Annotated in this window: 11 protein-coding genes; 9 read left to right on the top strand and 2 right to left on the bottom strand. The window is 44.4% G+C overall.

Going from position 1 to position 15,853, the window contains the following annotated elements; all coding sequences use genetic code 11:
- Nucleotides 1-172: 172 nt before the first annotated feature.
- Nucleotides 173-1,273 carry an inositol-3-phosphate synthase gene (locus MSSIT_RS20895; protein ID WP_048174373.1) on the top strand — a complete coding sequence of 367 codons (1,101 nt, stop codon included), beginning with the start codon at nucleotides 173-175 and terminating at the stop codon, nucleotides 1,271-1,273.
- A 156-nt stretch (nucleotides 1,274-1,429) separates the two neighbouring features.
- Here the strand turns inward: MSSIT_RS20895 and radB are convergent, their stop codons facing one another.
- Entirely contained in the window at nucleotides 1,430-2,272 is an 843-nt protein-coding gene (radB, locus tag MSSIT_RS20890) for a DNA repair and recombination protein RadB (protein WP_331456174.1), read from the bottom strand.
- Between the two features lie 612 nt (nucleotides 2,273-2,884).
- On the opposite strand from radB, the gene MSSIT_RS20885 reads away from it, so the two are divergent.
- The 5 genes from MSSIT_RS20885 to MSSIT_RS20865 all read left to right on the top strand — a co-directional run bounded on the left by MSSIT_RS20885 (nucleotide 2,885) and on the right by MSSIT_RS20865 (nucleotide 11,907).
- Nucleotides 2,885-3,136, top strand: coding sequence for a glutaredoxin family protein (locus tag MSSIT_RS20885; RefSeq protein ID WP_048174372.1), 252 nt, complete (start codon nucleotides 2,885-2,887; stop codon nucleotides 3,134-3,136).
- Between the two features lie 87 nt (nucleotides 3,137-3,223).
- Nucleotides 3,224-5,608 (top strand): anaerobic ribonucleoside-triphosphate reductase, encoded by a 2,385-nt coding sequence (nrdD, locus tag MSSIT_RS20880; protein ID WP_048174371.1) that lies wholly within the window; start codon nucleotides 3,224-3,226, stop codon nucleotides 5,606-5,608.
- Nucleotides 5,609-5,652: 44 nt separating this feature from the next.
- On the top strand, nucleotides 5,653-6,435 hold the full coding sequence (locus MSSIT_RS20875) for an anaerobic ribonucleoside-triphosphate reductase activating protein (protein ID WP_231590186.1): 783 nt from the start codon (nucleotides 5,653-5,655) through the stop codon (nucleotides 6,433-6,435).
- Nucleotides 6,436-7,195: 760 nt separating this feature from the next.
- Entirely contained in the window at nucleotides 7,196-8,206 is a 1,011-nt protein-coding gene (thiL, locus tag MSSIT_RS20870) for a thiamine-phosphate kinase (RefSeq protein WP_048175169.1), read from the top strand.
- A gap of 215 nt (nucleotides 8,207-8,421) precedes the next feature.
- Nucleotides 8,422-11,907 (top strand): S-layer protein domain-containing protein, encoded by a 3,486-nt coding sequence (locus MSSIT_RS20865; RefSeq protein WP_048174369.1) that lies wholly within the window; start codon nucleotides 8,422-8,424, stop codon nucleotides 11,905-11,907.
- Between the two features lie 104 nt (nucleotides 11,908-12,011).
- Here the strand turns inward: MSSIT_RS20865 and MSSIT_RS20860 are convergent, their stop codons facing one another.
- Complete coding sequence (locus MSSIT_RS20860) at nucleotides 12,012-12,533, bottom strand: helix-turn-helix domain-containing protein (protein WP_048174368.1); 522 nt, start codon at nucleotides 12,531-12,533, stop codon at nucleotides 12,012-12,014.
- A gap of 430 nt (nucleotides 12,534-12,963) precedes the next feature.
- Here MSSIT_RS20860 and MSSIT_RS20855 point away from each other — a divergent pair, with 430 nt between their 5' ends.
- From MSSIT_RS20855 to MSSIT_RS20845, 3 genes are all read left to right on the top strand, one after another.
- Nucleotides 12,964-13,977: an ABC transporter substrate-binding protein gene (locus MSSIT_RS20855; RefSeq protein WP_048174367.1), complete on the top strand. Its 1,014-nt coding sequence runs from the start codon at nucleotides 12,964-12,966 to the stop codon at nucleotides 13,975-13,977.
- A 185-nt stretch (nucleotides 13,978-14,162) separates the two neighbouring features.
- Complete coding sequence (locus tag MSSIT_RS20850; protein WP_048174366.1) at nucleotides 14,163-14,951, top strand: ABC transporter permease; 789 nt, start codon at nucleotides 14,163-14,165, stop codon at nucleotides 14,949-14,951.
- Between the two features lies 1 nt (nucleotide 14,952).
- Entirely contained in the window at nucleotides 14,953-15,717 is a 765-nt protein-coding gene (locus MSSIT_RS20845) for an ABC transporter ATP-binding protein (RefSeq protein ID WP_048174365.1), read from the top strand.
- Nucleotides 15,718-15,853: the final 136 nt, after the last annotated feature.

The following is a 15,853-nucleotide window of genomic DNA, read 5'->3' as shown; positions in this document are numbered from 1 at the left end:
TAAAATCCATGGCTGAGATACAGGAAGATTCGTAATTTCAGGAATCATAATTTCATAAATTTCAGGGACCTTGAACCCATAAATCCTTAAATTTCGGAAGTTATGAGAATTTGTTGTTTCATGCGAACTGTGGTTTATGAGAGTCAGGGTATTAATCGGAGAGTAAGCGCTTATGACAAAAATAAAAATAGCAATAGCAGGAATCGGGAACTGTGCAAGCTCTTTGATACAGGGCATCGAGTACTATAAAACCGACGATAAAGATCCCATAGGACTTATGCACAGGGACATTGGTGGGTACGGGCCCGGCGATATCAAAGTTGTTGCTGCCTTCGATATTGATGCCAGGAAGGTAGGAAAGGACGTGTCCGAGGCCATTTTTGCTCCCCCGAACTGCACCACGGTTTTTTGTCCTGATATCCCCTTCGCAGGCGTGAAGGTTAAGATGGGTAGAGTTCTTGATGGAGTCTCTGACCACATGAAGAATTATGGGGAAAATTATACATTCGTTGTCAGCAAGGAGCCTGAAGCCACAAAAGCCGATATTGTGAAAGAACTGAGAGATTCGGGCGCCGAAATGCTTCTTAATTACCTCCCTGTCGGGTCTGAAGAAGCTGTCCGTTTCTATGCCGAATGCGCCCTTGAAGCCGGAGTGGCTCTAATCAACAACATGCCTGTTTTCATTGCAAGCAACCCTGAGTGGGCCAAACGGTTTGAAGAAAAGAATGTTCCAATTATAGGTGATGATATAAAAGCCCAGCTAGGGGCAACAATAACTCACAGAGTCCTTGCAGACCTTTTTGAAAAACGCGGTGTAAAGCTCGAAAGGACATACCAGCTGAACACGGGCGGAAACACCGATTTCCTCAATATGCTCAACAGGAACAGGCTTGCTTCAAAGCGTGAATCCAAGACCGAAGCCGTCCAATCCGTGCTCTCGCATAAGCTTGCGGATGAAAATATCCACATCGGACCGAGTGACTATGTTGCCTGGCAGAAAGACAACAAAGTCTGCTTCCTTCGAATGGAAGGCAAACTCTTTGGAGATGTGCCCATGAACCTTGAAATGAGGCTTTCGGTAGAAGATTCCCCCAACTCCGGCGGAGTAGTTATTGATGCCATCCGCTGCTGCAAGCTTGCTCTTGACCGCGGAATAGGAGGAGTTCTGTATTCTCCGGCTTCCTATTTCATGAAACATCCGGCTATCCAGCATCCTGATGATGTGGCACATCGCAGGACTGAGGAGTTTATAGCCGGCACCCGGGAACGTTAAAGCAGAAAACAAAATATTCTCGAGGGAAAAGTTTCAAAAAGCAGTCTAATCCCAGAAAATCCCGGAAATATTCGGGAACCCAACTTTTTTCTTTTTTTGAAATACTTCCTGCAAAATGAAATTTTTCTGCTGAATTTATCTCAGCTTTTTCCCGATTTAACGAATCCCTTCTGCTGTAATTGTAAATTCCGCACTTGAGCCTTCAGGACGGGAGCGGTGTTTGTAGAGGACAGCGCGTCTTGTTCCTTCCCCTGTTTTTTCGAGCCTGAGGATTGTTTTTGAGATATGTTCCAGGGAACTTCCTCCCAGGGGGCGCACTCCTCCTCCAATAATATCTGAGTAGACCTGATTTGTTATAACTGCGGCAAAGCCGTATTTGCGGGCAAGGGCGTGCAAGAACCCTATCTGGTTAGCAAGCTCTCTGCGGCTTTTAATGCCGGTATCCTCGTCTTCGAGTTCAAACCTGTAGTATGAAGTGGCAGAATCCAGAATTACAAGACCTACATTCTCACCTGCTATCCTTTCCACCTCTCTTACGGCTGAATACTGCTCTTCAAAACTCAGAGGCTCGTAGATAATTATGCTTCCGGCTATTTCCTTTGCATTTTCCCCGGCAATCTGCTTGAAACGAACAGGAGAAAGCCCTTCGGTATCGATGAAAATGACTTTTTGCCCCCGCTTTACGCATTCCACTGCAAGCTGGATACAGATATTTGTTTTTCCGGTACCTGCGGCTCCGAAGACCTGAGTTACGATCCCAAGCTCGAAACCTCCTCCCAGGAGCTCATCAAGGGGTTTACAACCCGAAGATAATAGTTTTTCTATGGTGTGACACCTCTCTTTGCACTTGACAGAGGTATGAGAGATCAATGATATAATGCTTTTTTCATATTTTTTGCCTTCTTTTAAAATGAAAGGCTTAAAAGCCTGAAAGGCAAAGGAGGTAGAAACGAAGGCCGAATTCTCAGCCTTTACCTTAAAACTGGGAGGGTTTCTCATCTTAATATATTATAATGTTTTCAAGGGATAAAGCCATATATATAATAACTGTGCCTGTATTTGTTAAAATCCTTCCACACCTGACAAAGTCTTCTGTATTTGAAAATATTCTCCCAAATAAGGAATTTTTTAAAAACAGAAGCTATTAAGTTTATTATCATATCTGATAACAAACCCGGTTCTTTGTATACAAAGTGAGGGAGTTTGAAGGAGGTATTGTATACAAAAGAAAGGATCTTTTGTATTCAAAGATGAGTTGAAAAACTATTATAAATAAGATCGGGCATTTAGAATAATTACCTGGAAATTAAGATCACCTTCACTCACGCGAGCGAAAAAATAATATCTAGAGGGGCAGTCTTTGGGAACCACATGCCCTGTTCCGATATTGCTGACTAGTCTGGGAAAATTATTATAGAATAAATCGGGTTGGCTAAGGAATGGTACCCATGTGGGGGGTTTGTTTTGTTGCTTTGATGCGCTCTGCGCCGGCACACTCACCCTCCCCACAATGGAAATAAAACAAGAATGTAGTAACAAAAAACGAAACATGTAAAAGGCATGTTAAAAAACATGTAAAAAAACCGTACCATAAATCAGAGGGGCGCAAGCATGGCAAAAATAATCGTCTATACAACTGAACGTTGCCCGAAGTGCAACAAATTAAAAAAATATCTTGAAGCAAATTCAGTACCCTTCGACGTAGCAGATATGTCCACCCCGGAAGCTCTGACCGAACTGCGTTTCAACGGGGTCTTCACAGTGACAGCGCCTGTATTACAGATCAATAGCGAATTCCTGACATACGACGAAATCTTCCGTGGGGAAGAAGTTAATTCGGAAAAACTCCGGGGAATTCTGTGATAAAACCCGCTAAACTTAAAAACGACTAAACAACGTACCTAACCTCCTTAAAACAACTTCCTTAAAATAACTACTGAAGATGAGAAAATGACAGGCGATATTCTCTTACACGATGACAAATTATCTGAGAACCAGTCAGGGAAAAAAACACTTGACGGACTCTCAATCTCTTCCCTCCCTAAAAATGACCAGTTATCCGACAATCAGCCCGTGCAAAAGACACTTGATGGATTGTCTGTCTCCGCTCTCCCCAAGGTAAGGACAACAGACGGTTTCATGCTTAACTGGGATCGGAACATTATTGTGAACCAGCTTCTGAAAGAAACAAAACTGAGCGAAATATTTTACGCCAAACCTGCAATCACAAAAGAGGAAGCCGTTGATATTGCAAAAGAAGCGGAAAAAATCATCCGAAAGATGAACATCAAGTTTCTTTCAGGTCCCCTTATCCGGGAAATAGTAAACAATATACTTCTTGACAGGGGGCGCGTGGAATGGAGAAACATAATGACAAGAGTCGGTGCATCTGTTTATGATGCCTACGAAATCGACTCCGGATACGGCTTTGGGGCAAACGATAACGCAAACCAGCTGAACAATGCCGAGACCTCCCACAAAAGAAAAGCCGACAAGATGTCCAAAGAGCAAAATCTCCTCCTGATGCCAAAAGAACTTGCAGACCTGCACCTGAACGGGGACTTTCATATCCATGACCTTGAATACATGGGCACAAGGCCTTTTTGCCAGGACTGGGACCTTCGCTACTTCTTTTATTACGGGCTCATGCCTGACGGCGTAGGAACCCAATCAAGCGTTGCAAAACCTGCAAAGAATGCTGAAGTAGCGTTCCTTCATGCGGTAAAGGCAATGGGTTCCGCCCAGACCAATTTCGCAGGCGGACAGGGCTTTTATAACTTCCTGACCTTTATTGCACCCTATTTGGAAGGCAAGTCCGAGGTCGAAATAAAGCAGCTCATGCAGATGTTTGTCTATGAGATGATGCAGATGATGTGCGCAAGAGGCGGACAGACTGTCTTTTCCTCGGTGCAGCTTTCCCCGGGGGTCCCGAAGCTCTGGAAAAACATTCCGGTTGTTGCCATGGGCAAAGTCTGGGACGGAAAACATGCCCCTCTCAGAACCTACGGAGAATTCGAAAAAGAGGTCCGTCTCGGGTTCAAGGCCCTTATGGACGTCATGCTCGAAGGAGATGCCTGGGGCAAACCTTTCAGCTTCCCGAAGCCTGAAATCTCTCTCGAACCCGACTTCATGGAAGAAGACGAAAGCTTCAATGAGGCTCACCCCGAACTTCCGACTTACAAAGAACTGTACAGGCTGACCTTTGAACTGGCTGCCAAATTCGGAACTCCTTACTTTGACAACCAGCTCCCAGAATACAGGGGCGCAGGTGAGGGGATTTCATGCTACCAGTGTTGTGCCTACCAGTTCTCTGCAAACCCTACCGATGATAAAGAATTCGATGACAAGCTGCATTTCAGGGATGGAAAGCACTTCTCCATGGGTTCATGGATGGTCGTGTCCCTGAACTGCCCGAGAGCTGCGTACAGGGCTGAATACGATGATGAGAAGCTTTTCACCGAACTCAAGACCCTGATGAACAGGTGTGTGGAAGTTTTCAAGATCAAGCGAAGATGGATGAACAGCCTGATCAGGAAAAACAGGATCCCCTTTGCATCCCAGTGCCCCAAGGACCCGAACAGCGGAGAAAAAGGAGCACTGGCTGTGGATTTCGAGAGCCTTGTGTATACCATAGGGGTAGTAGGGATCAATGAGATGGTCCAGTACCACACCGGCTACCAGATCCACGAGTCTCCTGTTGCATACAAGCTTGCCATCAGAGCAATGTTTGAAATGAAAATGCATGCTCAGAAGCTCTCAAAGGAAAACGACATGGAGATTGCCCTTGCAAGGACGCCTGCAGAAACCACAGCCCAGCGCTTTGCAGTCTCAGATCTTCTGCACAGGGAATATGCCGAAAAAGCCGAACTCACAATTAAAGGGGACCTGAAAAGCGCAAAGAAAGAGATCAATGAGACCCATGACCTGCCGATTTACTATACCAACGGGACTCACATCCCTCCAGGTGCAGACGTGTCTCTCCCTGAGAGAATAAAGTATGAGCATACTTTCTTCCCGATCGTAGACGGAGGAAATATCATGCATATCTGGCTTGGAGAAGGAAAACCGGACCCTGAAGGCCTGCAAGAACTTGCAATGCATATAGCAAAGAACACCCAGACAGGCTACTTTGCCTTCACCAGGGACATGACCGTATGCATCGACGAGGGATACGTAGCCGCCGGCCTGCTGGACAAATGCCCGAAATGCGGTTCCGAACACGTACAGCACCTCTCGAGGATCACAGGGTACCTCCAGTCCGTAGAAGGCTGGAACAGGGGTAAGCGCCAGGAACTCAAGGACAGGAAGCGCTATGTTACAAGGGAGCTCAGATAAGAGTTCCTTAGCCTTTTTTATTTAAACCGAAAATGGTAACTTCTATGAAGGTAAACTACGCAGGCACTGTCCCGCTTTCAACCCTTGACTGGACAGGAAAATCTGCGGTCACAATCTTTTTTAGGGGATGCCCCCTCCGCTGCCCTTACTGCCAGAACTATCCCTATCTTGAAGGAGTGAGTCTGGTAGAACTTGATTTTCTGAAAGAGCAGATCAAAATATCGAAACCTTTTGTAAGTGCAGTTGTTTTTTCAGGAGGAGAACCCCTTATGCAGGAAGCTATAATTCCCCTTGCAGAGTTTGCAAAAATTCTCGGGCTTGCGGTAGGGGTCCATACAAATGGTTGTTACCCCGAAAGAGCAGCCGAACTGGTCGAGCGAAAACTGGTTGATAAGTTCTTTATCGACGTAAAAGCCCCTCTTGACGACCCGGAGCTTTACGGAAAAGTTGCAGGTTGGGTTGAATACAAAGAGGCAAGCATTGCTGTCAAAAAGAATCCGGAAGAGATCACTGCAGCCGTTGCAAAAACCATCGAGACAGCAGATACCAGCGGCCTTGAACTGGAACTCCGGACAACGTTAATCAGGGACTTAATCGGGAACGAAAGGGAAATTTCCCGGATAGCAGCCTGGATTTCGGAACAAGTCAAAAATAAAGAGGTCACGTATGTGCTGCAGCAGGGAATTCCGGAACACGGCCTGGAGGAGAAACTCAGGAAAAATAGGGTCCTGGAGAGGGAAGAACTTCTTGAACTTGGAAGAATAGCAAAGGGTTTTCTGGAAAAAGTAAGGATAAGGACAAGAGAGGAAGGAGAGGAAATTATCTGAGATTATCTGAGATTATCTGAAATTATCGGAAATTATCTGGCGCCTTCAAGCAACCTCATTGTGATCTGCAACAAAAACAGTCTTGTTGATGCCTGAATACAAAGTAATCTTACTGTATCTGATATAAAACAACCTTATAGATATCCGAATACAACACTAATCTGACCGTACCCTGAATAATCTGACTGTACCCTGAATAATCTGACTGTACCCTGAAGATAAAAAAACATTACAGATATCTGACTATAAAGTAAACTTACCCAGGTAAACTTACCCAGGTAAACTTATCCAGGTAAACTTATCCGGACCTGATAGTGTCCATTAACTCTTTTATCCTGTCCACCCGTTCTTTCATTGCGCCATCCCTTCGTCTTTTTACTGATTGTTATCTTACCAAAACTTCTACAGAAAAAATATGTTTTAGGTTCAAATGAATTTGAAGTTTACAAAAGCCTTATACATGCCAAAGCATAAAAGAAAATGATTAAACCCCTGGTAAAACCCCATTACCTGGAATTCAATTGCCTGTATTCGAAAGTACAGATATCCCGGAAAGTCCCCCATAGTTTCTCCGGGGATATTTCCTGTTGTACTCCTGAGAATAGATCGAAAAATCCTTTATGTGCACCACCAAACTTTTGTGTAACCACAGGGGTTACAAAAGTTAAATAAAGGAGAAAGAGTCAGTCCATTTTAACCCGGAGAAGGGTAAGTATCTATAAAAAAGGACAGTGGAAGTAATCGCTTCCAAAAAATGACCATGAAAGAAACAAAAGTATCTTCAGTCGGAGAGCGCGCTCTAATCTCCCGTTTATCTGAGATTTTTAATGCCCCTGAAGGAAAGGAGAGAGGACAGGAAGGAATTCTTGTAGGTGCCGGTTCCGATGACTGTGCCGTCCTTGACCTGAAAGGTGAAGACTGTCTGGTTGTCACGACCGATATGCTGCACAGGACTACGGATTTTCCTCCGGAAATGACCCCCTGGCAGATGGGCTGGATGTCCGCAGCCGTAAACCTGAGTGATATAGCAGCCATGGGTGCAGAGCCAACAGGCCTCCTTGTGGCAATAGGCATGCTTGCAGATACTGAAATTGCTTTTGTTGAAGAACTTGCAAAAGGCATACAGGCATGCGCCGAATTCTGCGAGACTTCTGTTATCGGAGGTGACCTCGATACTCACGCAGAACTGACAATTACAGGGACAGCTCTCGGAAGAGTTAAAAAAAGCCGGCTCCTCCTGCGAAAAGGGGCAAAACCCGGAGATCTTGTCTGTGTTACGGGATATACAGGATCAGCCGGAGTCGCCCTTGAAGCAATTCAGTCAAAAAAATCGGTCAGTGAAACCGTTCTGAAGGCTCTTTTTGAACCCGTTCCCCGCACCAGAGAAGCCCGGAAACTTGCGGAATCGGGAGCAGTTACATCCATGATGGATACAAGTGACGGCCTTGCCATGTCTCTTTACGACCTTGCCAGGCAAAGTAAGGTGGGTTTCCGGATTCGGAAAGAAGCTCTTCCAATCCTCCAGGAAGTCAGAGAATTTGCTTCGGACCCCGGCGAACTGCTGGAATTTGCCCTTTACACAGGTGGAGACTTCGAACTCATTTTTACAGTTGACCCGGGACGGCTGAAAAAAGTACAAAATATATGTAACTTGACTATCATAGGAGAATGCACAAAGTACGATACCGGTATTGTGCTCGAATCCCCGGAATGCAGGCTGACAAATATAGAGCAGCGGGGATACCTGCAGCTGAAAGCCGAAAACAGTTAATTGTCCATCCTGATAAAAATTAAAGTTAACCACCTGACACAAAAATTCGTAAAATATAAAATTTTGTAAAGCGAGAGATAAAATAAAAAACAATCGACTTCTAAAAGTCCACAAATTCAGGAAAAAATAGAACAAAGTTAACTCAAGTAAGATAATTCAAATTGCAATATTCTCACGACAATTAAAATTTACGCACAAGGTTCAGAAGGTAAAATATGAAAAAAGCTAGTCTACAAATTTTAACAGCAATTCTGGCGCTGGGGCTACTATTCAGCGGGACTGCAGCTGCAGTTGATATAGTAGCACCCAACGGGAATTCGACTGTTCTGGGGATAGTGGGCGAACTTAAAACGTTCAGTATCCAAACGAATGAATCAACAACTATTGAGTGGTTGGTTGACGGAACTGCTCCTGATAGCTCACTGGTAACTTATGACAATACAACGAATACATCTACTCTGAGTCATACAATTCAGTCAGACACATATGATGTAAAAGCAACTGTCCAATCAACCGGGGAGAGCAGAACTTGGACCATTGAGAAATTGGAAATTACAAAGACCGCTCCTGAGCAAAATCCAAGTACAGAGACAAATGTGACTCAAGAATTCAGTGTTGAGACAAACAAAGTAGCTAACTTTACCTGGTATATGAACGGAGTTACCGTTGGTTCGCCGGCCAGTGAAGTCAAGTCAGATACATATCAAAACGCTTCGTCTTCAGCAACTGAATATAACGTCACTGTTGTAGCACAGAATGGTACTGAAACTGCCAGATATGAATGGACATGGACAGTATCTTCCTCCTCTTCCTCAGGCGACGATGAAATAGATGTGGATATTGACCCTTCAGATACCACAATTGAGATGTCTGAAGGAGAATCCCAGACTTTCTATGTCAATGCTACAGACAGTCCGAGTTATATCAACGTTGAGTGGTCTGTCGATAACGAGTCAGTGAAATCAGATACCGGTAGCACCGTAACTTCTTCTTCATACGAGTTTGAGCCAGATACTTCCGGCAACTACACTATTGAAGCAGTGGTCACGGATCCTGACGATAATTATGATTCGGTGACAGAAACGTGGAATGTGACAGTCCGGTCCAAGTACTATTCAAGCGGGAACAGGATCTGGGATGAAGACCTCGGGCTGTCCACTACATACACATGGGATGCCCAGAGTTACTCAGGCTTCTACTATGACCTTGATTCCGGGGAATCTTCCGAAGAGATGACAATCACGGATATAGGCAGAAACATAGATGAAGGGAAAATCGAGTACATCACAAAACCTACTGAAACCGACTTTGAATACAATGACTGGGGTTCGTACCAGATAATAGGGTTCATGGCAGAGAAATATTTCGCAGGCTACACTGATAACACCACAGTTGACGATGTAGACGATGTCAGCCTGATATCCGACGGAGTACTTTCCAAGATCCTTACCGACAATGATGATAAAGTGTCCGCATATACAGGAGATTCCTTTGAACTTGAAGATGGTTATGCCCTTGAAATCGTAGAAGTCGATATTAATGGGGAAATCGTCTGGGTCCAGCTTGAAAAGGATGGAGACGTCGTTGACAACAATTTCATAGCCTCAGGCCAGGACTACGTCTATGAAACCGAAGTCGGAGATGCGGAAGACGTACCTATAATCATTATCCACTTTGGAACAGTCTTCCAAAGTACTGAAATCTCTGCAGTCTACATACAGGGAATCTTCCAGATTTCGGACACTTATCTGGAACTTGAAAACGGAGATTCCTACGGGGAAATGGAAGTAACGTCCCTCAGCAGCGATCAAATAAAAATGAAGAATGATGACGACATAAGCCTTGATAAGGGCGACACAATTGACCTTATGGGCAAGATACAGATTCAGGTGGCTGATGACAATACACTGCGCTTTGGACCGGTCCTTGATACCTCTGAAGAAGGGACTTACGAACTGCGCGGAACTGTCTATGATGAAGATGAAGACAACTCTCTCCCAACCTGGACTCCCTACAACTTTGAAGGTTTCTATTACAACATAGATGAGGGGATAGGAACCGAAGAGATGGCAATCGAAGAACTGAATGGTAGAGAAATCCCTGACGGAAAACTGGTCTACACATCCACACCCCAGGAAGTTGAGTTTGAACACGACGAGTGGGGAAATTTCACAGTTGTCGGGTTCATGGCAGAAAAATACTTTGCAGGATATCCCGATGATACCGTCGACGGACAAATTGACGATGTGAGCCTTCTTTCGGACAATGTCCTTTCCAAAGTCCTTACAGACAGCGACGACAAAGAGTCCATGAATTCAGGTTCTGCCCTTGTGCTTGAGGAAGGCTATTCCCTGAACATCCTAGATGTCGACGTTAATGGAGACATCGTCTGGGTCCAGCTTGAAAAAGACGGAGACGTCGTTGACGATGATTTCATTGCATCGGACGATGACTACATCTACGAAACCGAACTCGGGGATGCAGAAGACATACCCATAATCATTGTCCACTTCGGTACGGTTTTTTCAGGTGAAGAAACCTCTGCAGTCTTCACAGAGGGAATCTTCCAGATCTCGGACGAGTACATTGAAATCAATAACGGAGATTCCTTCGATGAGATGGAGATCAGCAGCGTCTCGGAAAGCGGCATCACAATGAAGAACGAAGACGACATCGGACTTGATGATGACGAAACCATCGACATAATGGGTGATGTCAAGTTCAAGACAGCTGATGACAATACTCTCAGGTTCTACCCCTTCGTTGAAGTCGAAACTGGAAGTGATGCCAGCAGGGAACTCTCGATAAGCGTGCCTGATGATATTATTGTAGGCGACACTTTTGATATAGAAGTGACTGCAGAAGACGAGCCGGTAGAAGGTGTCACTGTAAAGGTTAACTCATCCACAATAGGCGAAACCGATGCTGATGGACTTGTTGAGTACACTGCCGAAGAGGTAGGTACTTTCAAGATAACCGCAACAAAGGACGACTACACCACCGCGAACAAGAATATGGTAGTTAATGTTGAAAAAGAGAAAATGAGCCTCAATATTTCTCCCGAAACTGTGTATGTGGGAGATACGATTACCATAGAGGCTTTAAACACAATCGGAGGAGACCCGATTGAAGGTATAAACGTCTCAGCTGATGGTGATCTTATAGGAGAAACCGACTCCGACGGACAGATCACTTACACCACGGAAGAAGTCGGGAAAATAAAAATAAGCGCCAGTGGAGAGGGCTTCATTGACAAGAGTGTTGAAGTCAATGTAAAGGACTATGAAGCTATCTTCGAGTTCTCAAACCTGGTGGTTGATCCGATAGAGGTTACAGCCGGAAAGGAAGCAACAATCACTATTGATGCCGAAAACACGGGGAATGCCGCAGGAGAATACGATGTTGAACTGATCATGAACGGAAGTTCGGTTGATTCCAAGCAGATTTCCCTTGATGTAGGACAAAGCACAACAGTAACCTTTGAACATATCGAAGAGGAACCAGGGACCTATACCCTCAAAATAGAGGGACAGGAAGCCACCTATACGGTAAAAGAGAAGTCTTCTATCCTGCTTTATGCCCTGATAGCCATTATCCTGCTACTGGTCGGAGGAATAGCTTATATGTTTACCAAAGGTGGCATGGATGCTTCAGCCTTGCAGGCAAAGATGGACGAACTCATCAGGTCTGTAAAAAAGTAAACTGAAAATAAAGCCGAGAAAAAGAAAGCTTAAACGAAAACGAGTTTAAACCCCCGCGTTAACGGAAAAACGCGGGTTTTTCCTATTTTTAAAAGTACTGGAATTTATTCCATTTTCTTGATTGCACGTTCGATAGCATCTATCAGACTGTTCTTTGGGGCGATAGTTGTAACAGGGATATTCAGAATTTTTTCTACAGTAGGACCCACAATGGGAGCACAGACCAGGGCTTTTGCACCGTCCCTTTCAGCATTTACAGCCGAGATAATTGCATCTTCCATAGAGATTGCCGAGTACTCTCTGATAGTGACAAGCCTTCCTCCAATCTTTTTCTTCGTTTCCACGATGTTGTCAAGTACCGATCGGGCTGCAATTACAGCTATAAATTCTCCGCTATCCGACTCTTTGATATCCCGGATAGTTTTTACAATCTGACGGAGGGTTTTGATGTTGGGGTCCCGGTTACCCGATAGGATCTTATAGAGGGTACTGGGAGGGATGTTTGCTTTTTTTGCAAAATCCACAGCAGTCAGGTTAAGGTCCTCCTTAATTACAGCAGAAAGTGTTTTCTGAAACACTTCATCGGATTCGAATGCGGATTTGATGACCTTGTCTGCAACGTTCATTATAATTCAACCTCTGATCCTGTAAAAATTTTCAATAATTATAAAGAACTTACGTTTTACAGGGGTTTTATTCCTGAATGAGAAATACCTCCAGATGTATTAATACATTTGGGTTATAATAGAAAAGCATTTGAGAAAATATATATAGCAAATTTCAAAGAATATTGACGCGTAAGAGACTGCTATTTATTTTCACGGGAATTGTTCTTTCAGCAAAAAATGAAAGAAAAGGGGTGGAAGGGACAGGATGGCTTTTTAACAAATTTCTAAAAAGCTAACAAAAAGGGGTGTAAAAACCTTTAGATTTTCCCGAAGAAACCCTGAACCCAGCAGATCTTATTTAGCAGGTAAGGTCATTAGTGTAGCGTTATTAGTTTGTTAGTATTAGTGTAGAATTATTGTTAGAAGAGGAAATTATTGAGGTGTAGTTTTGAAAAAATCAAGCATACTTATCCTTACTTTACTGCTGGCCGCATCTATCTTTGTATCCGGTTGCGCCGAAGATACGGATGAAAACACAACCGAAGAAGCTCCTGCAATTACCGAGCTGAACTTTGGCTACCAGCCGAGTACCCACCAGATTGCATACATGACTGCCTATGAGAAAGGATGGTGGCAGGAAGATCTTGTACCTTACGGAATTGAAAAAATAAACGAATACCAGTTTCCAACAGGTGCTCCGGAAATGCAGGCTATGATGGCCGGAGAACTGGACTTTGCGTATGTTGGAGCAGCCCCTGTGATTACAGCCCTGAGCCGGGGACTTGACGCAAAGATCATCGCTCCCGTTCAGATCCAGGGTTCAGACATTGTCCTGCGTCCTGAATACGAATACGAAAGCCCCGAAGACTTGAAAGGGCTCAGAATTGCCACTTTCCCGGTAGGGACAATTCAGGACACCCTGCTCAGAAACTGGCTTAGGGAAAATGGACTTGACCCTGAGAAGGATGTGACAATTCTTGAAATGGGCCCAGGAGACGCCGTCACCGCTATTTCAGCCAAACAGGTCGATGCAGTTTTCCTGCCTCATCCATCTCCTGCAATAATTGAAAGTGAAGGCAATGGACGTTCGATTGTATCTTCCGGAGAGATGGAAGCAAACCACGCCTGCTGTGTACTTGTAGCAAGCGGAGAAATGATCAGGGAACACCCAGACATCGTGGAGCAGGTTGTAAAGACCCACATTAAGGCAACCGAATATAACCAGGCTAACCTGGATGAAGCTGCCCAGATCTTTTCAAACAAGACCTCAGAGGATGTGGAAGTTGTACAGAAATCCCTTGAAGAATGGGACGGCGCCTGGATTACAGACCCCACACTGATTGAAAACTCAACTGTCGAGTATGCAAACATTCAATATGAACTCGGGTACATCCCGAAACCTCTGACAGAAGAAGAAATCTTTGACACGAGCTTCTACGAAGCAGCCGTAAAAGAGGAATAAAAAAGAGGAATAAAAAAGAGTAAAAAGAGGAATAAAAAAGAGGAATAAAAAAGAGTTTTAAAACAAATTTTTGAGAAAAGTTCAAACTGCCTCTTTTATAAGAAGGGGTAGTTTGGATCCAAATTTATTCTAAAAAATGGTAAACTGCCGGAAAGGTAAAAAACTAAGAATCCTTTTAATTAGACATGAAAATTAATTTCATAAAAACAATCGAAGAAAAAGGCGTTGAAGCATTATCTATCATATTCGCAATTGCCATATGGCAGTTTGCAGCGGATAGGATCGTACAGAACAAATTGCTTCTTCCTAGTTTTTATGATGTGCTAATCTCTTTTTCCGTGATTGTCAAAAATGGGCTAATTTATACGGATACCCTGACAAGTTTACTTCACTTTTCAATTGGCATAGCTGCTGCTTTTATCCTCGGAATTCCCCTGGGGATAGCCATGGGATGGTTCAAAGCAGTAAACAGGGCTGTTGACCCTATAATAGAAATCTTGCGTCCAATTCCTCCTCTTGCCTGGATTCCCTTTGCAATAGTATGGTTCGGGCTTACCCATCAGGCAGCAGGGTTTGTTGTGTTTGTAGGAATGATCTTCCCTATCATCATCAATACCTATACGGGTTTTAAAAACGTACCGAGGGTTTATGTTGAAGCGGCAAAGGTTCTCGGATGTACCCGGAATATAGACCTCATCCGTTTTGTTGCGATTCCCTCGGCTATGCCCTCGATTGCTGCAGGGATAAGGATTGCAATGGGTGTAGGCTGGATGTGCCTTGTAGCCGCAGAGATGTTCGGAGTCAGCAACAGAGGGCTTGGATACCAGATCTGGCACAATTACTATCTGCACAGGATGGATTTCGTACTCGTCTATATGCTCCTGCTGGGGTTCATAGGGCTTCTAATAGACCGCTTCTTCAGATACTACGTGGATGAAAAACTACTCAGATGGAAGACAGGAACTGTGGTATAAAATGGGTAGAGTAAGTGTAAAAAATGTTTCTCGTGTCTTCAGCAAAAAAGAGGACAAGTCCGGGACCGAAGCTTTGCATAATATAAGCTTTGATGTGCAGGATGGAGAGTTTATCTGCCTCCTCGGACCCTCAGGCTGCGGGAAGACAACGCTGCTCCGGATAGCTGCAGGGCTTGAGACCCTGACCTCAGGAGAGATTACACTCAATGAAGTTCCTATAACAGGCCCTGATCCCAAAAGGGGCATGGTTTTCCAGCAGTATTCTCTCTTTCCCTGGAGGACCGTTATAGATAATATCACCTTTGGGCTGGAAATGCAGGGGATCAAAAAGAACAAAGCCCGGAAACAGGTGGAAAAGTACCTGGAACTTGTGGGCCTGGGACAGTTCAAAAACAGCTATCCTCACGAACTCTCTGGCGGTATGCAGCAGAGAGCGGCCATTGCAAGAGCCCTTGCTAACGAGCCAGAGGTTCTTCTCATGGACGAGCCTTTCGGAGCTCTCGATGCCCAGACTCGAAACGTACTTCAGGATGAACTTCTGAAGATATGGGAACAGAAACATGTGACATTCCTTTTTGTAACTCACAGTGTGGACGAAGCAGTCTTCCTCTCCGACAGGATAGTGGTTATGACCTCAAGGCCCGGAAGAGTGAAAGAGATCGTAAAAGTGGAATTACCCCGTCCACGAAGCCGGACAAGTCCGGAAGTAAACCGTTTAAGAGATCATGTCCTCAGACTTCTGGAAGAGGAGCGGTTCAGCAAGTGAACTGCTGAAAAAGTGCAATCCTGAAGAAAAAATTATTAAGGAAAGAAGTCTCGAAAAGGGGAAACGAAAAATGGGGTCCTTGAAGAAAAAAGAGGCTATTAAAGAGAAGCCGATAAAGAAGAAACTGCTAAAAAAG

The organism is Methanosarcina siciliae T4/M, from assembly GCF_000970085.1.
Lineage (GTDB): Archaea > Halobacteriota > Methanosarcinia > Methanosarcinales > Methanosarcinaceae > Methanosarcina > Methanosarcina siciliae.
The sequence above is the reverse complement of the archived record's forward strand: the minus strand, read 5'-3'. Positions and strand labels throughout refer to the sequence as shown.

Bases quoted from the DNA above. Each gene is read 5' to 3' on its own strand.
- MSSIT_RS20865 (WP_048174369.1), top strand. From the start codon at position 8,422: ATGAAAAAAGCTAGTCTACAAATTTTAACAGCAATTCTGGCGCTGGGG.
- MSSIT_RS20850 (WP_048174366.1), top strand. From the start codon at position 14,163: ATGAAAATTAATTTCATAAAAACAATCGAAGAAAAAGGCGTTGAAGCA.
- MSSIT_RS20860 (WP_048174368.1), bottom strand. From the start codon at position 12,533: ATGAACGTTGCAGACAAGGTCATCAAATCCGCATTCGAATCCGATGAA.
- MSSIT_RS20885 (WP_048174372.1), top strand. From the start codon at position 2,885: ATGGCAAAAATAATCGTCTATACAACTGAACGTTGCCCGAAGTGCAAC.
- radB (WP_331456174.1), bottom strand. From the start codon at position 2,272: ATGAGAAACCCTCCCAGTTTTAAGGTAAAGGCTGAGAATTCGGCCTTC.
- nrdD (WP_048174371.1), top strand. From the start codon at position 3,224: ATGACAGGCGATATTCTCTTACACGATGACAAATTATCTGAGAACCAG.
- MSSIT_RS20845 (WP_048174365.1), top strand. From the start codon at position 14,953: ATGGGTAGAGTAAGTGTAAAAAATGTTTCTCGTGTCTTCAGCAAAAAA.
- thiL (WP_048175169.1), top strand. From the start codon at position 7,196: ATGAAAGAAACAAAAGTATCTTCAGTCGGAGAGCGCGCTCTAATCTCC.
- MSSIT_RS20875 (WP_231590186.1), top strand. From the start codon at position 5,653: ATGAAGGTAAACTACGCAGGCACTGTCCCGCTTTCAACCCTTGACTGG.
- MSSIT_RS20895 (WP_048174373.1), top strand. From the start codon at position 173: ATGACAAAAATAAAAATAGCAATAGCAGGAATCGGGAACTGTGCAAGC.